Below are 13,894 nucleotides of genomic sequence, written 5' to 3'. Positions count from 1 at the left end.
TTCAGTTCCAGGCACCGACAAAAAACACCGCACAATAATGCAGCATCGCCCCGACGACGACAAAGCCATGCCAGATGGCGTTCTGGAAACGCAGCCGCTGCCAGACGTGAAAGATCACGCCCAGCGAATAAACAATGCCGCCCGCCGCGATCAGCCAGAACACGGTCTTCGGCAGCGATTGAGTAATCGTGTCGTAGACCATGATGCCACTCCATCCGAGCGCCAGATAAAGCAGGATCGACAGCCGGTCGAAACGACCGGGCAGAAAAAGCTTCAGCATGATGCCGACGAAAGCCACGCCCCAGACGAAGAGCAAAAGTGGCACGGCGCGATCCCCCATATGCATGGCGAAGGGCGTATAGGTTCCGGCAATCAGCAGATAGATGGCCGAGTGATCGAACCGGCGCAGGAACCATTTGGTCGGCGAGACGGGCCAGATATTATAGACCGCCGAAATGCCAAGCGCGCCCAGAAGGCTTGCCAGATAGACGCTGGACGAAATCGAGGTCGTTGCGGAACTGTTCGGCAGAAAATAGATCAGCATGGCAACCGCACCGGCGAAAGCCAGCGCCACGCCAAGCACATGGATAACACCATCCGCCCAGAGTTCGGCCTTGTCGTAATGCCATTTGATGGAATGTGGCAGCTTCATAATCTTCGCCCTGTCCGGTCTTCGGACAGGGAACTACCTTCGCTTTGCAGCGTCAAGATGACAGTTAAACGCATTGTGCTTTCCAAAAATCGATTCCGATTTTTGGGCCGATGCGCCAGTCGATATGGGGAATTAAACCGGCGACCAAGCGCCGCCGGGAGAAGCTTATTGTGCTGGCGTGTAGGACGCCTGGATCGGTGCAACACCCGGCAGCGGCGCCGAAGAACCGCTTGGCAGGGACACCGGTTCGATGGCAGCCGCGGCATCGCGGGTCGGACCGTTGCGGAAACCGCCGTCCATGCCGGTTTCTTCCAGCATGCCCTTGCGCTTGGCATCGTAATAATAGCCGCGTGCATAGAAACGCACGGCCTGGCTTTCATTGCCACCCGCAACCTTATATGCGCCCGACAGATAGCGAACGGCATATTTCAGGTTGGTTTCGGCATCGAGCAAGCCCTTCGGCGCACCCGTATAGCCCATGCCGCGTGCGGTCGGATGGCTGATCTGCATCAGACCCCAATAGGGACCGTTGCGCGCACCGGGATTGAAGCGGCTTTCGCGATGCACGACGCGGCGCACCAGACGCTCAGGCACATCATAAGCGACGGAATATTTGGCAATCAGCGCATCGAGATTTTTCGGCGCGCTCTCCGGCGTTTCAAACGCCATATTGGCGGCAACCGAGGCAGGCGAAGCGGCGGCACGTGCCCCTGCATAGGCCATCATCGGCTGCGAAACGCCGCGTTCGCCCGGAATAGGAACCGCGGCAGGCAGAACCGGCTCGGCAGAAGCAACAGCCTCGACACCAGCAGCCGGTACGCCAGGAACAGCAGCGCCGTCCGTCGTGGTGGCAGCGGCAATCGCGGCAGCACCGCCCGTTGCAGCCGGACCAGCGGCCATGGCCGTTGCGGTCGCGCCGACAGCGGCATTGGCGACTGGTGCAGGGGAAGCCGCAGCGCCGGGAACGGCAGTGCCAGCGGCGGCCACGGCAACAGTCTTCGCATCAGTCGCCTGTGGGGCGCCCGGTGCAGCGGTCTGCGTTGCAGCATCCGTTGGGGAAATCAGCGCCGTTTTCACGGGCTTGCCGTCATTGGTGGTGTTGCAGGCGCTCAGCGCCACGGCGCAGCCCAAAAGCAGGACACCCTTGCCGAGAAGGGAAGCGGATATAGAAGAAAAAAGCGCGAAACGCATGGCTGGACCCGTTCTCAGGAATCGAAATCTTTTTCGATGCGTTTTTCAAGCTCGACCAGATCGTCAGGCAGCGGCAAACCGTTCGCACGGAGCGCATTCAGCTTTTCGCGAACCGTTTCGCGGATTTCATGGGCGTCCTGCGGCTGATTCACCATTTGCTCAAACAGCAGCGCAATTTCCGCCTTGATGTCCTCGAATGCCATCCAGATCCTCTTGGCTTAACGGCCTCCAGGAAGCCCGTTGCAGTCAATATTCTTTCGGTCGATGACAGTTCTGTACCATGCAAAAGACGAAAAACGGAAGCGCTAAACGTCTGGGTCGCGCCAAAATGAATATTTCAAATGGTAACAAAAGGATTAACGCGCTCAGAGAATGCGCGGCAGCATCGTATCTATCACATTGAAATCCAATGCAAATATTCCAAGATCGTCGAAGTCCAGTCCACCATTCGGATCGAACAGATAAATGCTCATCCAGATGAGCGCGATGACCAGCAAAATGGCCAGAATCGTGAGAATCAAAAGGCGTTTGCCGAGCGCCGCCTTGCGACCCGCCCCCTGTTTTGAATGCTTGGCCATCGTCACTTGTCGCCTCGGCTTTGCTGCTTCGGCGTGGTATCGAACGCGCTAATCATCATTGGTCGCGTTCAGTTCTTCCGGCGGTGTGCCGTGTTCTGGCACCGCGGGCAGATAGCCTTCATGGACCAGCCATTTGCGCAAAATCAGCGTTATGGCTTCTGTCAGGTTCAGACCCGGGTGCTTTTCAGCGATGACGCGCTCCAAAGCATCATGCACGTCATCGGGAAGATAGGTGCTCATTCTGTCTCCTCCGCTTAGAGCGCATTTCGATCTGATTGAATCAGATCGGCGCTCTGGTCCTTTGCTTTAACGCGCATCTTGACCGAAAACCGGTTCCCACTTTTCGGAATGCGCTGTAGTCCTTTGCTTTAGCGCGCATCTTGTCCGAAAACCGGTTCCCACTTTTCGGGATGCGCTTTATAGAAAATCAGGCAACCGTAACCGACAAGCTGCCGACACCATCCACCTTGCCCACAAGGTGGTCGCCGCGCTGCACGGGGCCGACGCCTGCGGGGGTGCCTGTAAATATAAGATCGCCCGGTTGCAGCTCAAAGAGCGACGAAAGATAGGAGATCGTTTCCGCCACTTTCCAGATCATCTGGTTGAGGTCGCCAGACTGGCGCGTCTCGCCATTGATGGACAGCGAAATCGATGCCGACTGCGGATGGCCGACATCCGATACTGGCGCGATGGCAGAGCATGGCGCGGAATGCTCGAATGCCTTGGCGACTTCCCACGGGCGACCGGCCTTCTTGGCGACCGCTTGCAAGTCGCGCCGCGTCATGTCGATGCCCACCGCATAGCCATAAACGTGATCCAGCGCCTGTTCGACCGGAATATCGATGCCGCCAGTCTTCAATGCGACCACAAGCTCGATTTCGTGATGCACATCCTCGGTCTTGGGCGGATAGGGAAAATCGCCGCCATTGATCACCAGACTGTCAGGGTTTTTCTGGAAGAAGAACGGCGGATTGCGGGTCGGATCGCCGCCCATTTCGATGGCGTGATCGGCATAATTCTGACCGACGCAATAGATGCGATGCACGGGAAAAGCTGCGTCCGTGCCCTTCACGGGCAGAATAGGCTGCGGGCGCGGCGCGAAGACATAATCGGTCATTGGGGATTATTCCGATCGGAAATTGCAGGATGCTACGATTTTTCCCCATCATGCAGGCGCATGCGCATCCTCGCAAGCCTTGAAAACAGCAATTCCCCATTATCGCCCATCCGTCGCGACCACAAATTCCGCTTGGCGCGATTGGCTCACGACAAGCTTAGCGTTCGGAATATCGTTGGACAATGCGCGGCTGCGCGCCGTCTCCTCGTCGAAACCAAAAGAGAGCCAGCGGTCGATCAACCGCCGCTCCAGCACCGGAAAAGGCACATCGAGACGGATTGTCATGTCGAAAAACGGCGCAAGTCCCGACCATGGTTCCTGATCGAGCAGCAGGTAATTGCCCTCAACCAGAAGCACGCGATGCTCGGGCCCGACCACTGAGGCCGCCGCGCGGGAAAGCTCCAGCGAACGGTCGAACACAGGAATGAACACTTCGTCGCGTGCATGTTTCAGCCGTTCCAACAGGGCGGCAAAACCGGCGCAATCGAAGGTCGGCGGCGACCCCTTGCGACTGCGCAACCCGCGCTGATCGAGAATCACGTCATCAAGGTGAAACCCGTCCATCGGCACGACGATGGATGGGCCATCAGCGCCCTTGTTGAGCGCCACGCGCAGTTCTTCCGCGATGGTGGATTTGCCTGCGCCCGGAGGACCCGCAATGGCGACGATCAGCCGGCTATCCACCTTCGAAAGCCGCGCAAGAATTTCTGAAGGCAAGGCTTCGCGGTCAATAGGCGTCATGTCCGATTTCCGTTTCGTGGTCGTGCGGACAGATGTCCCGATTCGTGCAGCCCGCTCAAGGGAGTTAGGCAGCTTCGGCCTTCGGTCGCATTGCACCCGTCATCAGAGCCACAGCGTCCGACATGGAATATTCCTTCGGGTCAATCACCGTCAGGCGACGTCCGAGCCGGTGAATATGGATGCGGTCGGCCACTTCGAACACATGCGGCATGTTATGCGAGATGAGCACAATCGGCATGCCCCGCGCCTTCACGTCGAGGATCAGTTCCAGCACGCGGCGCGATTCCTTGACGCCAAGCGCTGCCGTCGGCTCATCCATGATCACGACCTCGGACCCGAAAGCGGCAGCGCGCGCCACGGCAACGCCCTGACGCTGGCCGCCGGACAGCGTTTCCACCGCTTGACCGATATTCTGGATGGTCATCAGGCCCAGCTCCGTCAGCTTGTCGCGGGCGATCTTTTCCATCGCGCCGCGATCGAGCATGCGAAACAGCGAACCGAGCGGTCCCTTGCGGCGGATTTCCCGCCCGAGAAACAGATTGTCAGCAATCGAAAGCGCAGGCGACAAAGCGAGGTTCTGATAAACCGTCTCGATGCCCGCATGGCGTGCTTCCATCGGCGAATGGAAACTGACCGGTTTTCCGTCGAGCTTGATCTCGCCTTCGTCGGGCTTGATCGCGCCAGACAGCGCCTTGATCAGCGAGGATTTACCGGCGCCATTGTCGCCGATAACGGCGAGGATTTCGCCCGGATAGAGATCGAAATCGGCATGGTCGAGCGCGGTAACGCGCCCGTAACGCTTGACCAGACCCTTTGCCGAGAGAACAGGTGTAGCCGAGGTTTTCATGCGGCAGCCTTTCTGATCCATTGGTCGATAGCGACGGCGGCGATGATGAGAACGCCGATCAGGAGATAGGTCCATTGCGGATCGGTGCCCCACAGGCGCAAGCCAAGCGAAAATACGCCGACGATCAGCGCGCCGAACATGGTGCCGAGGATCGAGCCGCGCCCGCCGAAGAGCGAAATGCCGCCGATCACCACAGCCGTGATGGATTCGATATTGGCGAACTGGCCTGCGGTCGGCGACACGGAGCCAAGGCGGCCAATCATCGCCCAACCGGCCAGAGCGCAGATGATACCGGCCAGAACATAGACGGACATCAGGATCGGTTTGACCGAAACGCCCGACAGCTTTGCCGCCTCCGGATCGTCGCCAATGGCATAGACATGGCGGCCCCAGGCGGTGTGGTTCAGCACATACCAGAGCAGCAGCACCAGAAGCACCATGGCGATGACGCCATAGGTGAAGACAGCGCCACCGACACGAATGCTCTCGCCGAAGAATTGCAAGATTGGCGCTTGCGCGGTTATTTCCTGCGCGCGGATGGTTTCATTGGCCGAATAGAGGAAATTTGTGGCCAGAATCACCTGCCACATTCCGAGCGTGACGATGAAGGGCGGCAGGCGGACATAGGCCACCAGAAAGCCGTTGATAAAGCCGCACAGTGCGCCGGTGGCAAAGCCAAGCACGATGGAAAGCTCGGCTGGCAGGCCATAGCGGAAGGTGAACTGGCCCATCACCACCGATGACAGCACCATGATCGCGCCGACCGAAAGATCGATACCGGCGGTGAGGATAACCAGCGTTTGCGCTGCGGCCACGATGCCGGTGATGGCGACCTGCTGGAGAATGAGCGTGAGCGCGAAGGCGGAGAAGAATTTGCCGCCCAATGTGACGCCAAACACCACCAGCGACAGGACCAGCACGATCAGCGGCACGGCTGCCGGATTGTGATGCAGGAAATTCCGCATCCGATAAAGCGCCGACTGGTCACCCGCATCAAAGGAGGCCACGTCGGATGCGCTTTGCGAAAGGGTCGTTTCAAACGCCTGCATCGACGGTTTTTGTGCAGCGGAAGCCGCCTCTGGCTCACTCATGATTATCTCCTGCTTTCAGCTGCAAAACGGTCCGGCAAATCTGACGATCCGCCGGACCGATATTTCAAAAGATCAGCCCCAGCACTTGTCGAGCGCAGTCTTGGTATCGATGGACGGAACGCCATCGACAGGCTTGTCCGTCACCAGCGTCACGCCCGTATCGACGAAGGTTTTGCCTTCCGTCGGCTTTGGCTTTTCGCCGGTATCGGCAAATTTCTTGATCGCTTCGATGCCGAGCGACGCCATCTGCAACGGATATTGCTGCGAGGTTGCGCCGATCACGCCAGCCGCAACGTTCTTCACGCCGGGGCAGCCGCCATCGATGGAAACGATCAGCACATCCTTTTCACGGCCCACAGCCTTCAGCGCTTCATAAGCGCCAGCGGCGGCAGGTTCGTTGATCGTGTGCACGACATTGATGTTCGGGTCCTTCTGCAGAAGGTTTTCCATGGCGCGTCGACCGCCTTCTTCGTTGCCGTCGGTCAGGTCGCGACCGGCGATGCGCGGATCGTCCTCGTCGCCAAGCTTGTTCTTGTCTTTCGGGTCGATGCCGAAGCCGACATCAAAACCCTGATCGCGCAGAACATCCACGCTTGGCTGCGATGCGGTCAGGTTGAGGAAGGCGACGCGCGCATCCTTGGCCTTGTCACCAAGCGCTGCTGCGGCCCATTTTCCGACCAGTTCTCCGGCCAGGAAATTATCCGTTGCAAAAGTCGCGTCTGCCGCATCCGCCGGTTCCAGCGGCGTGTCGAGCGCGATGATCAGAAGACCCGCGTCACGCGCCTTTTGCAGCGTCGGCACGATGCCCTTGGTGTCGGAAGCGGTGATGAGAATGCCCTTGGCGCCGTCGGCGATGCAGGTTTCGATGGCCGCGACCTGACTTTCGGAATCGCCGTCGATCTTGCCCGCATAGGTTTTGAGATTGACGCCCAACTCCTTGGCCTTGGCGACAGCGCCTTCCTTCATCTTGACGAAAAAGGGATTGGTGTCAGTCTTGGTGATGAGGCACGCGCCGACATCGGCAGCATGCGCTGGAAGTGCGGCAACACCAAGCGTGAAGGCAGCAAAGGCCGCCGACAGAACTGTCTTCTTCATGAACTCCTCCCAGAGTGAAACCGGTCCTTCTTCCCCCGGCATGGTTGAAGCAAAACACGGCTTCGAAACAGAGTCAATTAATAAATCCACTTGATTTATTAATGTACTGTGTCACTCTCGCCCCGGGAGGAGAGAGCCGAGGAAGACGCGACGCCACGCTGAAAAAAGCGCGCATCTCGCTGCTTAAGCTTTTGTTTTTATTTCATATCCCACAGAATGAGGCTTTTTCTCCTGCGATGAATGGGTTAGGAACCTCGCCGTGCCCGAACACTACAGTTGCAAATTCGTCAGGCCGTGGCGAAACGAGTGATTTTCGAGCACCGGAGCGGAGCGTACTTAAAAGTACGTGAGCACCGAAGCACAGGAAATTGCTCGATGCAGACCGGCATCACGAAGAATGCAACTGGGTGTTAAGCGTGGGATCTGGGAGAGAAAATGGTCAGGCATCATCCGGAACAGGACGTTTCCGAGCCAAGGGGCGGCCCGGCAGGCTCGCCCGGCCCTGCCATGCAGAAATTTGCCGAACCGGGCGCGAGTATCAATCGCGGTTCCAACCAGATCGGCGTGCGCGCCTATAATGAGCGGCTGGTTCTGGCGCTTGTGCGCAGGCATGGCGCGCTGGCCCGAGCCGATATTGCACGCCTGACCGGACTTTCGGCGCAAACTGTTTCCGTCATCATCCGCGCGCTGGAAAAAGACGGGCTGATTACGCAAGGCGAGCGCGTGCGTGGGCGCGTCGGCCAGCCCTCCATGCCGATGCGGCTTGCAGCGGACGGCGTTTTTTCCTTCGGCCTCAAGATCGGGCGGCGCAGCGCGGAAATCATCCTGATGGATTTTCTGGGCGCGATCCGCGAACGCAGGCATATCACCTATCGCTGGCCGGTGCCCGACGAAATCCGCCGTTTCGCCTTTGACAGCATTACCGCCTTCACCGCCGCACTTGATCCGGACAAGCGCGATCGCATTGCGGGCCTCGGCATCGCGCTGCCGTTTGAACTCTGGAACTGGGTGGAGGAAGTGGGCGCGCCCGCCGCCGACATGAATGCGTGGCTCGATGCCGATCTCGTCAACGATTTCGGCGCGGTCTTTCCGTTCCCCGTGTTTCTTCAGAATGACGGCACGGCGGCCTGTGGCGCGGAACTCACCTTCGGGCGCGGGCCGGAATTCACCGATTTCGTCTATTTCTTCATCGGCTCGTTCATTGGTGGCGGCGTGGTGCTGAACAACACGCTTTATCCGGGACGCACAGGCAATGCCGGTGCGCTCGGTTCCATGCCGATGCGCATGCGCAGCGCCGAAGATGGACGCGCGACATTGCAGCTGATCGATACCGCCTCGCTTTTCGTGCTGGAGCGGCTGTTGCAGGAGAGAAATATTTCGTCCGACGATCTCTGGCTATCGCCCGAAAGCTGGCACAATTTCGGCGAACCGCTCGATGCCTGGATCGCACTTGCCGCGCGGGGGCTTGCCCATGCGGCGGTGGCGGCTGCGTCGATCATCGATTTTCCTGCGGCCATCATCGATGGATGGTTGCCGGAAGGCGTTCGCCATCGCATTGTCGAAGCGACGCGGGCCGAACTCTCCCGCCTCGACCTGCAAGGCCTCAGCGCGCCGGAGATCATCGAGGGCAATGTGGGCGTCCACGCCAAGGCCATGGGCGCCGCAAGTCTGCCGCTCTCCAACCGGTATCTGTTCGACCAGAGCGTGCTGTTCAAGGATGCAGGTTAATCTCCAGAATTTGTAAAACACGCACACGGTTTGTTATTTACCAATGACAAGTTTGATCTATTTTGTCTTGCAATGACCGCAAATGCCGACAAGTTAACCGCTTGAAACCATTGAATCGAACGGGAAAGATATGACCGTCAAGACGATTGCGACCACGCCTTTTCAGGACCAGCAGCCGGGCACATCAGGCCTGCGCAAGAAGGTTCCCGTATTCCAGCAGCCCAATTATGCAGAAAACTTTATTCAGTCCGTTTTCGATGTGCTGGAAGGTTTTGAGGGCAAGACGCTTGTGGTCGGCGGCGATGGACGCTTCTATAATCGCGAAGTGATCCAGAAGCTCATCAAGATCGCGGTAGCCAACGGCTTCGGCCGCATCATGGTCGGTCAGGGCGGCATACTTTCCACGCCAGCCGCATCCAACATGATCCGCAAATACAAGGCATTTGGCGGCATGGTGCTTTCGGCCAGCCATAATCCCGGCGGACCGAAGGAAGATTTCGGCATCAAGTACAATATCGGCAATGGCGGCCCGGCACCGGAAAAGATCACCGATGCGATCTTCGCTCGCTCCAAGGTGATAGACCAGTACAAAATCGCCGATGTGGCCGATATCGATATCGACAAGCTCGGCAGCACCAAGCTGGGTGACACCGAGATCGTCATTTTCGATCCGGTGACCGATTATGCCGAGCTGATGGAAAGCCTGTTCGATTTCGACGCCATCCGCGCCATGATCAAGGGCGGCTTTGGGCTCAAATTCGATGCGATGCATGCCGTGACAGGGCCTTACGCCAAGGAAATATTCGAGCGCCGTCTGGGTGCGCCGGACGGCAGCGTCGTCAATTTCGTGCCGCTGCCGGATTTCGGTGGGCATCACCCCGATCCGAATCTCGTCTACGCAAAAGATCTCTATGATCTGCTGATGTCGGACAATGCACCGGATTTCGGCGCAGCCTCCGATGGAGACGGCGACCGCAACCTGATTATCGGACGCGGTATTTTCGTCACCCCGTCCGACTCGCTCGCCATGCTCGCCGCCAATGCGCATCTGGCACCCGGTTATAAGGGCGGCATCAAGGGCATAGCACGTTCGATGCCGACCAGCGCCGCCGCCGACCGCGTGGCGGAAAAGCTCGGCATCGGCATCTATGAAACGCCAACCGGCTGGAAGTTCTTCGGCAATCTGCTGGACAATGGCAAGGTCACGATCTGCGGCGAGGAAAGCTCCGGCACCGGTTCCGACCATGTGCGCGAGAAGGACGGTCTATGGGCCGTGCTGCTCTGGCTCAATATTCTGGCCGTGCGCAAGGAAAGCGTGAAGGCCATTGTCGAGGAACATTGGGCGCGCTTCGGGCGCAATTATTACACCCGCCACGACTTTGAGGCGGTCGATTCAGATATCGCAAAAAAGCTGGTGGCTGACCTGCGCGCCAAGCTTTCGAGCCTGCCGGGCACCACGGTCAACGGTCTGAAGATCGAGAAAGCTGATGATTTCGCGTATCATGACCCGGTGGACCATTCGGTCAGCGAGCATCAGGGCATCCGCATCTATTTCCCCGATGGCGGGCGCGTCGTGCTTCGCCTGTCCGGCACCGGCACTTCAGGCGCCACCATCCGCATCTATATCGAGCGCTACGAAGCGGACACCGCCAAGCACAATCTTGATACGCAGGAAACGCTCGCCGCGCTGATCGACGCTGCCGAGCAGATCGCCGAAGTGAAGAAGCGCAGCGGACGCGATGCGCCGACGGTGGTTACGTAATAGGGGCATAGGGGAATAGGGGAATAGGGGAATAGGGGAATAGGGGAATAGGGGAATAGGCTAGTAAGGCCGAAACTTTGTTCAAGCTCCCTTTTCACTTATTCCCCTACTCCCTTACTCCCCTACTCCCTTAATCGAAAACAATCGCCGGTGCTGGTCGGCCAGCACCATTGCCGCCCTTCATGTTTTCCCAGACCTTGGACGCGATATCGCGGTAGATTTTCGCGTGTTCGCTATCCGGCTCGACCACCGTGACCGGTGTGCCATTATCCGAATGGGCGCGGATATCCATATGCAGTGGCACTTCGCCGAGGAACGGCACATTGAGGCGTTCGGCCTCCTTGCGCGCGCCGCCGTGACCGAAAATGTCGTAGCGCTTGCCCGTATCAGGCGCGATGAAGTAGCTCATATTTTCGACGATGCCGAGCAACGGCACATCCACCTTGCGGAACATGGACAAGCCCTTGCGCGCGTCGATCAGCGCCAGATCCTGTGGCGTCGAAACGACAACCGCACCAGCCAGCGGCACCTGTTGCGCCATGGTCAGTTGTGCGTCGCCGGTGCCGGGAGGCATATCGACGACCAGAACATCAAGCTCGCCCCAGGCCACTTCGCGCAGCATCTGCGTCAGCGCCGACATGACCATCGGACCCCGCCAGATCATCGGCGTTTCCTCATCGACCATGAAGCCCATCGACATGACCTTGAGGCCATAATTTTCCATCGGCTTCAGGATGCGTCCCTCGATCGTTTCCGGGCGACCGGAAAGGCCCAGAAGGCGCGGCATGGAGGGGCCATAAATATCGGCATCGAGAATGCCGACCTTCAGGCCATTGGCCTGCAAGCCGAGCGCCAGATTGACCGCCGTGGTGGACTTGCCAACGCCGCCCTTGCCGGATGCGACGGCGATGATCGCGCCGACGCCCGGAATGCCGGGCTTGGCTGCTGCACGTTGTGGCTGCGGCGGATGGCGATGCTGTGCGGGTGCGGCAGCGGCAGGGCGCGGTTGCGGCTTGGGCGGCGGCGGAGCGTCGTCGCTGGTGCGGCCGCCTCTTTTTTCCGCCGTCAGCGTGACCAGCGCGCCGGAAACACCGGGGATTTCCTTCACGGCCTTTTCCGCTGCAAGCCGCATCGGCTCCAGCGCATCCGCGCGCTGCGCGGGAACCGTGATGGAGAAGAAGACCTTGCCGTCGGCAATAAAAATATCCGATACCAGTCCGAGCGACACAACATCGCTTTCGAAGTCCGGTCCCGTCACGGTCTTCAGCCGTTCCAGAACCTGTTCGCGCGTTACGCTTGCCATTTCGATTCCTTTAGTGAAGGCAGTAAGGCAATAGGTGAGTAAGTGAGTATGTATAGAACATATTGTCCTACTGCCCTATTCCCTTATTCCCCTACTCCCCTAATCCCTTTTCACCAAGAGGCCAATGCTCATTCTGGGCCTCATTCGGCGCACCTTTCAGGCCGCTTCCTCGCAGACGGCGGCTTCCGGGCGGTGTCCCATGAGATAAAGCGCGCAGGTGGTGCGCAGCATGGAGGCGAAATTCGGGATTGCGCCATTGGCTTCCAGCGCTTCATCATAGAGCGTCGAGATGAAGCGCGGCGTGGTCAGATTCTGGCTGGCCGCGATCGCATCCAGCAGTCGCCAGAAGGTCGCTTCCAATTGAATGCTGGTGGAATGCCCGCCGATGCGCACAGAGCGATTGATCTGCCGGTAGCCTTCCGGGTCCTGCTCGGCGAAAACCTTGCACATGGGTTCCTCCATCCTTTAGAGCACGAACTGCGCTGTGGTAGCCGATTGCCACCACGCCGTCGTTTTTTCTTTCATAATCGACAACCAGTGAGACAATCGCAAGCCGCTTTTGCTGAAGCGCTGCCAAAAATGACCTGCAAGAAATAGGAGTCACTTGTGGCTAAAGCCATTCATTCGATGATCCGCGTTCTCAACGAGGAAAAATCCGTTTCCTTCTACCACCAAGCTTTCAAGCTCGACATTGCAGAACGCATTGATTTCGAAACCTTCACGCTGATTTATCTGCGCAATGCAGAAGCCGACTTCGAAGTCGAGCTGACCGTTAACAAGGGTCGCACCGAACCCTACAATCTGGGCGATGGCTACGGTCATCTTGCTGTGGTCGTGGACGATGTCGACGCCGAACATGCGCGCTTCACCGCGCTTGGCTTCAAGGTCGGCAAGCTTGTCGATTTCAAGAACAACGGTGTGCAGCTTGCCCGCTTCTTCTTTGCCGAAGATCCGGATGGCTACAAGATCGAAGTTCTGCAGCGCGGCGGCCGTTACCAGTAAGCCGCCCGGCACCATATCGCCTGTCATGGCCGAGAGGAGCGGCCACGACAGACGCCAGCGTTCCCGGTGACGAAAATGCGCCGGGTACGCGCAGCCAGTCCATCCATTCCGGATGGGCAAGCAAAGGAGGAGAACCGAATGACAACCGTTTTCGACGGTCTTTCCACCCACGAAAAGAAGAAGCTCTCCCGCCGCGACCTCTTGAAGCGCGGTGCGGGCCTGAGCCTTGGGGCCATGCTGGTCATCAGCGGCAATGCCGTTATCTGCCCGCAATTTGCATGGGCGCTTGAAACGACAACGCTCAAGCCCGAAACCATAGCGACGCTGATCCAGCTCGCACGCGATATTTATCCGCATGACAAGCTTCCCGACCGGTTCTACGCCATTGCCGTCAAACCCTACGACGCGGATTCCGCCAAGGATGAAACGCTGAAAAAGCTGATTGAGGACGGTGTTGCCGATCTGGACAAACGGGCCGGAGCCGGAGGCTATCTGGGTCTCGGTTGGGAGGAAGAGCGCGTGGCGATCCTGCGCGATATTGAACAAAGCCCCTTCTTCCAGAAGGTGCGCAGCGGACTTGTGACCGGCCTTTATAACCAGAAGGATATCTGGCCGCTCTTCGGCTACGAAGGCGAATCCTATTCCAAGGGCGGTTATATCAAGCGCGGCTTCGACGATATCGAGTGGCTTTAAAGAGCCGGATCAAGCTCAACCGAACCAAATTCAAAGCGGCATTACCGTTCGGCAAGCGCCAAGCGCTTTGCGGAAACGGCGAAGCATTGGGAGG

General features: G+C 58.5%; 16 protein-coding genes. 4 read left to right on the top strand and 12 right to left on the bottom strand.

Annotated elements, in window-relative coordinates; translation table 11 throughout:
• Position 1: 1 nt before the first annotated feature.
• The 10 genes from trhA to ABWW11_RS01905 all read right to left on the bottom strand — a co-directional run bounded on the left by trhA (position 2) and on the right by ABWW11_RS01905 (position 7,312).
• Positions 2-652 (bottom strand): PAQR family membrane homeostasis protein TrhA, encoded by a 651-nt coding sequence (gene trhA / locus ABWW11_RS01950; RefSeq protein WP_109368116.1) that lies wholly within the window; start codon positions 650-652, stop codon positions 2-4.
• A 165-nt stretch (positions 653-817) separates the two neighbouring features.
• Positions 818-1,843 carry a lytic transglycosylase domain-containing protein gene (locus ABWW11_RS01945; RefSeq protein ID WP_109368115.1) on the bottom strand — a complete coding sequence of 342 codons (1,026 nt, stop codon included), beginning with the start codon at positions 1,841-1,843 and terminating at the stop codon, positions 818-820.
• Between the two features lie 14 nt (positions 1,844-1,857).
• Complete coding sequence (locus ABWW11_RS01940; RefSeq protein WP_078339953.1) at positions 1,858-2,046, bottom strand: hypothetical protein; 189 nt, start codon at positions 2,044-2,046, stop codon at positions 1,858-1,860.
• A gap of 162 nt (positions 2,047-2,208) precedes the next feature.
• Positions 2,209-2,421, bottom strand: coding sequence for a hypothetical protein (locus ABWW11_RS01935; RefSeq protein WP_078339952.1), 213 nt, complete (start codon positions 2,419-2,421; stop codon positions 2,209-2,211).
• A gap of 48 nt (positions 2,422-2,469) precedes the next feature.
• Positions 2,470-2,661: a hypothetical protein gene (locus tag ABWW11_RS01930; protein WP_109368114.1), complete on the bottom strand. Its 192-nt coding sequence runs from the start codon at positions 2,659-2,661 to the stop codon at positions 2,470-2,472.
• 187 nt (positions 2,662-2,848) lie between these two features.
• Positions 2,849-3,538 carry a fumarylacetoacetate hydrolase family protein gene (locus tag ABWW11_RS01925; protein WP_109368113.1) on the bottom strand — a complete coding sequence of 230 codons (690 nt, stop codon included), beginning with the start codon at positions 3,536-3,538 and terminating at the stop codon, positions 2,849-2,851.
• A gap of 99 nt (positions 3,539-3,637) precedes the next feature.
• Positions 3,638-4,279: a nucleoside/nucleotide kinase family protein gene (locus tag ABWW11_RS01920; protein WP_109368112.1), complete on the bottom strand. Its 642-nt coding sequence runs from the start codon at positions 4,277-4,279 to the stop codon at positions 3,638-3,640.
• Between the two features lie 64 nt (positions 4,280-4,343).
• A complete protein-coding gene (locus ABWW11_RS01915; RefSeq protein WP_319081195.1) occupies positions 4,344-5,126 on the bottom strand; it encodes an ATP-binding cassette domain-containing protein in 783 nt (260 codons plus the stop codon).
• Positions 5,123-6,217: an ABC transporter permease gene (locus ABWW11_RS01910; protein WP_109368110.1), complete on the bottom strand. Its 1,095-nt coding sequence runs from the start codon at positions 6,215-6,217 to the stop codon at positions 5,123-5,125. Before ABWW11_RS01910 ends, ABWW11_RS01915 begins: the two co-directional genes overlap by 4 nt.
• A gap of 72 nt (positions 6,218-6,289) precedes the next feature.
• Positions 6,290-7,312 carry a sugar ABC transporter substrate-binding protein gene (locus tag ABWW11_RS01905; RefSeq protein ID WP_109368109.1) on the bottom strand — a complete coding sequence of 341 codons (1,023 nt, stop codon included), beginning with the start codon at positions 7,310-7,312 and terminating at the stop codon, positions 6,290-6,292.
• A gap of 435 nt (positions 7,313-7,747) precedes the next feature.
• Here ABWW11_RS01905 and ABWW11_RS01900 point away from each other — a divergent pair, with 435 nt between their 5' ends.
• Positions 7,748-9,040 carry an ROK family transcriptional regulator gene (locus ABWW11_RS01900; RefSeq protein ID WP_109368108.1) on the top strand — a complete coding sequence of 431 codons (1,293 nt, stop codon included), beginning with the start codon at positions 7,748-7,750 and terminating at the stop codon, positions 9,038-9,040.
• Between the two features lie 130 nt (positions 9,041-9,170).
• The gene (locus ABWW11_RS01895; RefSeq protein ID WP_319081294.1) at positions 9,171-10,802 is read left to right on the top strand and encodes an alpha-D-glucose phosphate-specific phosphoglucomutase; all 1,632 of its coding nucleotides are present in this window, start codon (positions 9,171-9,173) and stop codon (positions 10,800-10,802) included.
• Between the two features lie 130 nt (positions 10,803-10,932).
• Here ABWW11_RS01895 and apbC read toward each other — a convergent pair whose 3' ends face one another.
• Together apbC and ABWW11_RS01885 are read right to left on the bottom strand one after the other, a co-directional pair.
• On the bottom strand, positions 10,933-12,105 hold the full coding sequence (apbC, locus tag ABWW11_RS01890) for an iron-sulfur cluster carrier protein ApbC (RefSeq protein WP_109368106.1): 1,173 nt from the start codon (positions 12,103-12,105) through the stop codon (positions 10,933-10,935).
• A gap of 156 nt (positions 12,106-12,261) precedes the next feature.
• A complete protein-coding gene (locus ABWW11_RS01885) occupies positions 12,262-12,555 on the bottom strand; it encodes a ribbon-helix-helix domain-containing protein (protein ID WP_109368105.1) in 294 nt (97 codons plus the stop codon).
• Between the two features lie 156 nt (positions 12,556-12,711).
• On the opposite strand from ABWW11_RS01885, the gene ABWW11_RS01880 reads away from it, so the two are divergent.
• Both ABWW11_RS01880 and ABWW11_RS01875 read left to right on the top strand, forming a co-directional pair.
• A complete protein-coding gene (locus tag ABWW11_RS01880; protein WP_109368104.1) occupies positions 12,712-13,107 on the top strand; it encodes a VOC family protein in 396 nt (131 codons plus the stop codon).
• A 138-nt stretch (positions 13,108-13,245) separates the two neighbouring features.
• A complete protein-coding gene (locus ABWW11_RS01875; RefSeq protein WP_109368103.1) occupies positions 13,246-13,800 on the top strand; it encodes a Twin-arginine translocation pathway signal in 555 nt (184 codons plus the stop codon).
• The last annotated feature ends 94 nt before the right edge of the window (positions 13,801-13,894 follow it).

The sequence above is a fragment of the Brucella sp. NBRC 113783 genome (assembly GCF_040372265.1).
Lineage (GTDB): Bacteria > Pseudomonadota > Alphaproteobacteria > Rhizobiales > Rhizobiaceae > Brucella > Brucella teleogrylli.
Note: the sequence above shows the minus strand (reverse complement) of the source record. Positions and strands in the feature narration are given on the sequence as shown.

Bases quoted from the DNA above. Each gene is read 5' to 3' on its own strand.
- trhA (WP_109368116.1), bottom strand. From the start codon at position 652: ATGAAGCTGCCACATTCCATCAAATGGCATTACGACAAGGCCGAACTC.
- ABWW11_RS01945 (WP_109368115.1), bottom strand. From the start codon at position 1,843: ATGCGTTTCGCGCTTTTTTCTTCTATATCCGCTTCCCTTCTCGGCAAG.
- ABWW11_RS01940 (WP_078339953.1), bottom strand. From the start codon at position 2,046: ATGGCATTCGAGGACATCAAGGCGGAAATTGCGCTGCTGTTTGAGCAA.
- ABWW11_RS01935 (WP_078339952.1), bottom strand. From the start codon at position 2,421: ATGGCCAAGCATTCAAAACAGGGGGCGGGTCGCAAGGCGGCGCTCGGC.
- ABWW11_RS01930 (WP_109368114.1), bottom strand. From the start codon at position 2,661: ATGAGCACCTATCTTCCCGATGACGTGCATGATGCTTTGGAGCGCGTC.
- ABWW11_RS01925 (WP_109368113.1), bottom strand. From the start codon at position 3,538: ATGACCGATTATGTCTTCGCGCCGCGCCCGCAGCCTATTCTGCCCGTG.
- ABWW11_RS01920 (WP_109368112.1), bottom strand. From the start codon at position 4,279: ATGACGCCTATTGACCGCGAAGCCTTGCCTTCAGAAATTCTTGCGCGG.
- ABWW11_RS01915 (WP_319081195.1), bottom strand. From the start codon at position 5,126: ATGAAAACCTCGGCTACACCTGTTCTCTCGGCAAAGGGTCTGGTCAAG.
- ABWW11_RS01910 (WP_109368110.1), bottom strand. From the start codon at position 6,217: ATGAGTGAGCCAGAGGCGGCTTCCGCTGCACAAAAACCGTCGATGCAG.
- ABWW11_RS01905 (WP_109368109.1), bottom strand. From the start codon at position 7,312: ATGAAGAAGACAGTTCTGTCGGCGGCCTTTGCTGCCTTCACGCTTGGT.
- ABWW11_RS01900 (WP_109368108.1), top strand. From the start codon at position 7,748: ATGGTCAGGCATCATCCGGAACAGGACGTTTCCGAGCCAAGGGGCGGC.
- ABWW11_RS01895 (WP_319081294.1), top strand. From the start codon at position 9,171: ATGACCGTCAAGACGATTGCGACCACGCCTTTTCAGGACCAGCAGCCG.
- apbC (WP_109368106.1), bottom strand. From the start codon at position 12,105: ATGGCAAGCGTAACGCGCGAACAGGTTCTGGAACGGCTGAAGACCGTG.
- ABWW11_RS01885 (WP_109368105.1), bottom strand. From the start codon at position 12,555: ATGTGCAAGGTTTTCGCCGAGCAGGACCCGGAAGGCTACCGGCAGATC.
- ABWW11_RS01875 (WP_109368103.1), top strand. From the start codon at position 13,246: ATGACAACCGTTTTCGACGGTCTTTCCACCCACGAAAAGAAGAAGCTC.